Raw genomic sequence first — 6,327 nt, 5'->3', positions numbered from 1 at the left:
CCCTGTCACGCCGGGGGTCGCGGGTTCGGGTCCCGTCCACTCCGCCACTTATATTAAGCCTCAGTCGAAAGACTGAGGCTTTTTTCGTTTCTACTGCGGCGTTTCCCTGAAGTGTGTTTACACCTAACTAGACTACTCCCCATAATCCCTACTAAGCGAACTCTGCGTGATTACACACTAGGCTTTAATTAATATAGGCCGTTGATGCTGTGGAAAGACAATATGACCTACAAACAAACCTAAGTAATCTATGGTATTCAAAGGCGTTCAACGGCTTGAATCTTGATGAGAAAGAAAAAACGAACTGTGCGCATAATCCAGAAAAGCGTCATATATACCCCCAATCTCTCCTGGCTCAAAAATCAAACGACTTGAAAAGAATTGGAAGGTGAAAGATTGAAGGAGCTCTTCATTAGCGAGGTGATGATTTTCGACGCTGAACATTTGATGAGTCTCAGAAAAAATATATCGCCAAGGGGTAAGAAGCGCCAGAACAGAGAGGGGGAGCTTAGCTCGAGGCTGTAAGCTATGCGGAATAACTCACAAACGTCAAAGCTCAAACCCATTAAGAGAGTCGCTCTAGATCTAAGTGGTTATGTGCTCACTAGCGGTACTAGAAAATAGTTAAGTATCCCAAATGGATTATATGAAAAAGCCAACTGCTAAAGCGGTTGGCTTAGTATAAAAATCTCGACGTACTTTAGAGCGAGAAATGATGTCTAAAGAATACGCTTTAAAACACCATCTGCCTTTAGGCGGGTAATTTTTCTGACCAGTCGCTGTACCCCTATAGGATAGTCTTCTACTTTCTCTAATTGCTTATAAGTACAGATAAGGTGAGTATGCTCAAGAATACGCGAAACTTCGTCTTCAAACTTCTCAGTGAGCTTCGCATAATTGTCTTGTATGAGTAGTCCATTTTCTAGGTCGAGTGACCAAGCACGTGGATTTAAGTTATTCCCAGTAAGTAGCATATAGCGTTTATCAACCCAAATACCCTTAAGGTGGAAGCTGTTATTGTCATGCTTCCATAGGTGAATTGACAATTTACGTGCGGCGATATTCGCTTCATTGGTTTTCGCAAAGCGACGTAAATTCACTTCGTAAAGATATGGAAGTCCGCCAATGGTTTTAAAGTCTTCCTCAGGTGCAATGTAAAAGTCGTTGGCGGTTTTATCACCCACAACAATAGTTACTTTCACACCACGCTTCATGGCTCGTTTCACTTCACGATGAAGTGCTTTAGGGAAGTTAAAGTAAGGCGTACAAATGAAAATTTCGTCTTGGGCTGCTGCCAATAACTTTACAATCTGTTGATTGAGTAGATTACGGCGTTTGCCTAGCCCAACTAACGGAGTGACTTTTACGCTTTCTTCTGTTGCAGCTTGGTCTTCAAACTTATAATTGGCTTGAGCAAGAGAAGCCCTCAGTTGGCGAATCGCCGACTTAATTTCTTTGGTTTCTGGCTTATCTTTTCCTGCAAGATCATTAACGGCAGGGTGAGCAATCATTTCTTCCTGAATGAATTGCACCATTGAATTCGCTAAAGATTCATGTCGAATCACATGGTAACGATCAAATCGATAACGTTCATGATAATGGAGATAAACGTTATTTAAGCTCGCCCCACTGTAGATAACAGTATCATCGACAATGAAGCCTTTTAAATGCAGTACCCCAAAAACTTCTCTGCCACGCACTGGTATGCCATAGACAGGGATTGGGTGTTGGTATTTGCTGGCATATGCTTTGTAAAGCGCTGAATTACCCTCAGATGTCTCCGCACCAATCAGGCCACGCTGCGCTCGATGCCAGTCGACACAGATATTGATGTCCAACCCAGGATTGCGCTGTTTCGCTTCATAAAGCGCAGTGAGAATTTCACGTCCAGCTTCATCATCTTCCAGATATAGAGCGACTAGGTAAATTCGCGACGTTGCTTTGCTGATAGCATCTAAAAGACGGGTTCTGAATGATTCTGCTGAATACAGAACATCAAAGTCTTCCGGATTGACAGCGAGACTTGGCAACTGTTCGAATGGATTCCTACTTACTATCATATCGGTATGAGTACCTTAGTTTAGTGCAATATTGCGAACCTGCCATTTTATCAAAGATATGATTTACCTGGCTACAAAAGCACGCGTTTTGATGTCGTTGAAGAGATGAATTGCATTGGAATGAGATCTTTACCGCTATCTACATAACGTTGAAATGCCATTTTTAGCGGGTGTGGTAGCTCAGAGCAATCAATTGTTGTGAATCCATGCTTGGAATAATAGGATTCGAGATGTGTAAACGCGAAGCAATAATCGCCATCAGTGAAAACATTGTTTTTACAATGAGTTAGTAGTTCTTTTCCAATCCCTGTTCCCCTAACTTTCGGAATGACCAACATTCCTGTCAATAGACGAACTTTATCTACACTTTTTAAACGTAGTAACGCAATGATTTCACCTTTATGGCTTGCTGTAATGATCAATTCATCTTTTTTGGCTCGACCCGCAGGGTAATACGCTTTGTATAGTTTCTTAATGAGGGGGAGCTTGATGGGATTTAACACTTCTATGATTAATGAGTCTGGTATTGTCACTGCGGTTAAAAGATAACTAATGTAGAATGTCGACAGTTTAAGAGAATCTTATCTGGTGTTGCAAACCTACTATGCAAATTAAAACAAATGCGAGCCTAAAGGCTTACCATACTTTTGGAATTGAACAATCGTGTTCCTATTTAGCTATCGTTGAGTCGCTTGAAGATGTTATTGAGCTATTTCAAAACCCAAGATTCACCCATTTACCGAAACTTTTTTTAGGTAAAGGAAGTAATGTTCTTTTTACAGAACATTTTGAGGGATTAGTGATTGTTAATCGAATCATGGGTAAAGAAGTCACGGAAACGGATGAGCACTACCTATTACATATTGCCGGTGGTGAAGATTGGCCTGAATTGGTTTCCTGGTGTGTGAATCAGGGGATCGGTGGGATCGAGAACTTAGCTTTGATTCCAGGTTGTGCTGGCTCGGCTCCTATTCAGAACATTGGTGCGTATGGCCTAGAGCTAAAAGACATCTGTGATTATGTAGATGTTCTTGATCTAACTACGTTTGAAAACAAAAGAATGCACGCCCAAGACTGTGAGTTTGCCTATAGGGATTCCATATTTAAACATGCGTTGCACGGAAAGTGCTTTATCACCGCATTAGGGCTTAAGTTGGCGAAGCAATGGCAGCCGATTAACCAGTACGGACCTTTACAAAGTATCCCAGAAGAACAACTCAGCCCTGCTTCTATCTTCGAACGAGTATGCCAAGTGCGAAAGGCAAAACTGCCAGATCCAACCAAGATAGGTAACGCAGGTAGTTTCTTTAAAAACCCAGTGATCACGCAAGATCACTATGATCGACTCACAAAAAAATACCCTAACGTAGTGGCCTACCCAGCTTCTGGAGGAATGAAAATTGCTGCTGGTTGGCTTATCGATCAGTGTGGATTAAAAGGGAAGTCTGTACACGGTGCGCAGGTCAACCCTATGCAAGCTTTGGTTTTGACCAACATGGATAATTGTAGTGCTGATGACATTGTCGCGCTTGCTTCTTTAGTGAAGCAGACGGTATGGGATAAATACCAAATCATACTTGAGCATGAAGTACGCTTTCTCAATCGTACCGGGGAGACGAATTTGACTCAGATCGAGGCATCTAGATGAGAAAAGATCACTCTACGAAACTTCATATTTTAAGGTTATTAAGTGATGGAGAGTTTCATTCAGGAGAAGCGTTGGGCGACGATCTTAATGTTTCCAGAGCGGCAATCGCTAAGCACATTAAAGGTCTTAGTGAATGGGGTATTGATATTTATCGAGTGCAAGGGCGTGGTTACCAATTAGCTTCACCATTGCAGTTGTTAGACGAGACACTCCTGACCACTAGCTCGGAGTCACTTGTTGAACTTGTCCCTGTGATTGACTCAACGAACCAGTATTTGCTCGACAGAGTCGTGGATTCGGAAAAGGGCCGTGTTTGTATTGCTGAATATCAAGCACAAGGGCGTGGTCGCCGCGGTAGACAATGGGTCTCACCGTTTGGCTCTAACTTATATCTCTCTATGTATTGGCGACTGGATGCGGGAATGGCTGCGGCAATGGGCTTGAGCTTGGTGATTGGGATTGCCGCAGTGGAAGCTCTGGAAGAAGTAGGCATGCAAGGTGTTAAACTCAAGTGGCCGAATGACTTGTATTATCAAGATAAAAAACTGGCCGGAATCTTGGTTGAAATGTCGGGTCAGGCCGGTGGGGCTGCTCATCTAGTGATTGGGATGGGCCTGAATATTGGAATGCCTGACGACCAGCCTGAGATTGACCAGCCATGGACCACGTTGAACCAAGTAAATCAGAGTCTCAAGATCGATAGAAATGTTCTAGCAATGACACTTATCAAGCATTGGAATTCCGCACTTGTCGAATATGAAATGAAAGGACTTACTGGCTTTATCGAACGTTGGAATCGGTTAGACAATTTCCTTAATCGTCAGGTCAAACTGCTTATTGGTCCTAGAGAGGTATATGGCGTCGTTCGAGGCATCGATCATCAAGGTGGAATATTAATTGAAACCTCCCAAGGACTAGAGACTTATATTGGTGGTGAAATCTCGTTGCGTAAAAGTGACTAATCTTCGATTACTTTCGCAACGAGACTTTATCAACCAAGTGGTTAACGCCTTTGTGTAGAATCAAGTGGGCTCTCTCACGAGTTGGAAGAATATTCAATTCTAAATTGAGCCCATTAATATCATGCCAAATTTGCTTCGCTTTTTTCTTTGCGTCATCGACAGAGAGTTGTGTGTAGTGGCTAAAATAAGAGCCAGGTTTCGTAAAGGCCCCTTGGCGAAACTTTAAAAAGCGTTCTACATACCAATGTTCAATGGTCTCTGTTTCTGCGTCGACATAAATTGAAAAATCTAAAAAGTCAGAGACGAAGACACGATGCGGGTCATGTGGATAGTCCATTCCACTTTGCAGAACGTTTAAACCTTCAATAATAAGAACATCCGGTCTATCCACTTTTCTTAGTTCATCAGTAATGTCATACGTGATGTGAGAGTAGATGGGTACTTCAAGATCGGGCTTTCCTGCCTTTACGTCAGACATGAACTCGACTAAACGCTTGATATCATAGGATTCAGGGAAGCCTTTACGATGCATGATACCGCGTTCTTCTAGTACTTTTTTCGGATATAGGAAGCCATCTGTTGTAACCAAGGAGACTTTGGGATGATTCTCCCAACGAGAAAGCAATGCCGTTAGAATACGAGCAGTCGTACTTTTGCCTACAGCAACACTGCCAGCGATACCAATTACGAAAGGGGGAGCATGTTCCTCTGTATTTAAGAATTGTTGTAATACGGAATTGCGGCTTTGACGAGCTTGGACATACAGATTCAAAAGACGAGACAAAGGAAGGTAGATCTCTACCGCTTCCTCCATGGTTAGGTTTTCATTAATGCCCTGAAGCGCAGTCAAGTCGTCTTCAGAAAGTGTCATCGGTACAGAGTTTCTTAACTCGGCCCAATTTGCACGGTCAAATGACAAAAATGGACTCATGGGTCTCTTTTATCCTTGGTTTAATAGAAGCAAGAACATACATCAAGCGAACTTCAAAGCAAACGACAAAGGTCGAAGTTTGCTTTAAAAAAGCTAAGTTTGTACGAATTTGCAGCAAACGAATCTAAAAAATCGAAATTTATGATTTTTTTTCAAATTACTATTGCAACCTAGAAAATCATTCAATAGAATGCGCACCACTTATGCCGACTTAGCTCAGTAGGTAGAGCAACTGACTTGTAATCAGTAGGTCACCAGTTCGATTCCGGTAGTCGGCACCATTCTTTCCTTTAGTAGTCTGAATGGCTTGAAAATTTGGAGGGGTTCCCGAGTGGCCAAAGGGAGCAGACTGTAAATCTGCCGGCACTGCCTTCGATGGTTCGAATCCGTCCCCCTCCACCATATTCTTTAGGAAATAGCTCTCAGAGTTACGTGTTGCGGGCATCGTATAATGGCTATTACCTCAGCCTTCCAAGCTGATGATGCGGGTTCGATTCCCGCTGCCCGCTCCACTCTAATTTGAGTGCTGATATAGCTCAGGTGGTAGAGCGCATCCTTGGTAAGGATGAGGTCGGCAGTTCGAGTCTGCCTATCAGCACCAGCTCTCAAGTTTATTTCCTTTTGATATTAGATTTACCAATTATCTTTTTTTGGTTGCGTGGTCAATTTGGGCCACCTAAATCCGTACCTAGAGGGACCACTCATGTCTAAAGAAAAATTTGAACG

Annotated in this window: 5 protein-coding genes and 4 tRNA genes; 6 read left to right on the top strand and 3 right to left on the bottom strand. The window is 42.7% G+C overall.

The genetic code is table 11. The features are described 5' to 3' along the window. Nucleotides 1-719 precede the first annotated feature (719 nt). On the bottom strand, nucleotides 720-2,060 hold the full coding sequence (pssA, locus tag IJ23_RS23615) for a CDP-diacylglycerol--serine O-phosphatidyltransferase (RefSeq protein WP_033907507.1): 1,341 nt from the start codon (nucleotides 2,058-2,060) through the stop codon (nucleotides 720-722). A 71-nt stretch (nucleotides 2,061-2,131) separates the two neighbouring features. Next, entirely contained in the window at nucleotides 2,132-2,563 is a 432-nt protein-coding gene (locus IJ23_RS23610) for a GNAT family N-acetyltransferase (protein WP_031781233.1), read from the bottom strand. Between the two features lie 101 nt (nucleotides 2,564-2,664). Between IJ23_RS23610 and murB the strand changes: the two genes are divergently transcribed. After that, complete coding sequence (murB, locus tag IJ23_RS23605) at nucleotides 2,665-3,708, top strand: UDP-N-acetylmuramate dehydrogenase (protein ID WP_033907506.1); 1,044 nt, start codon at nucleotides 2,665-2,667, stop codon at nucleotides 3,706-3,708. Next, nucleotides 3,705-4,670 (top strand): bifunctional biotin--[acetyl-CoA-carboxylase] ligase/biotin operon repressor BirA, encoded by a 966-nt coding sequence (gene birA / locus IJ23_RS23600; protein ID WP_033907505.1) that lies wholly within the window; start codon nucleotides 3,705-3,707, stop codon nucleotides 4,668-4,670. Before murB ends, birA begins: the two co-directional genes overlap by 4 nt. Nucleotides 4,671-4,677: 7 nt before the next feature. Here birA and coaA read toward each other — a convergent pair whose 3' ends face one another. After that, complete coding sequence (gene coaA / locus IJ23_RS23595; RefSeq protein WP_005388683.1) at nucleotides 4,678-5,601, bottom strand: type I pantothenate kinase; 924 nt, start codon at nucleotides 5,599-5,601, stop codon at nucleotides 4,678-4,680. A 205-nt stretch (nucleotides 5,602-5,806) separates the two neighbouring features. Here coaA and IJ23_RS23590 point away from each other — a divergent pair. From IJ23_RS23590 to IJ23_RS23575, 4 genes are all read left to right on the top strand, one after another. After that, nucleotides 5,807-5,882, top strand: a tRNA-Thr gene (locus tag IJ23_RS23590). A gap of 36 nt (nucleotides 5,883-5,918) precedes the next feature. Next, nucleotides 5,919-6,003, top strand: a tRNA-Tyr gene (locus tag IJ23_RS23585). Between the two features lie 35 nt (nucleotides 6,004-6,038). After that, a tRNA-Gly gene (locus IJ23_RS23580) sits at nucleotides 6,039-6,113 on the top strand. Between the two features lie 13 nt (nucleotides 6,114-6,126). Continuing rightward, a tRNA-Thr gene (locus tag IJ23_RS23575) sits at nucleotides 6,127-6,202 on the top strand. The last annotated feature ends 125 nt before the right edge of the window (nucleotides 6,203-6,327 follow it).

The organism is Vibrio sp. OY15 (assembly GCF_000742455.1).
Classification (GTDB): Bacteria; Pseudomonadota; Gammaproteobacteria; order Enterobacterales; family Vibrionaceae; genus Vibrio; species Vibrio alginolyticus.
Note: the sequence above shows the minus strand (reverse complement) of the source record. Positions and strands in the feature narration are given on the sequence as shown.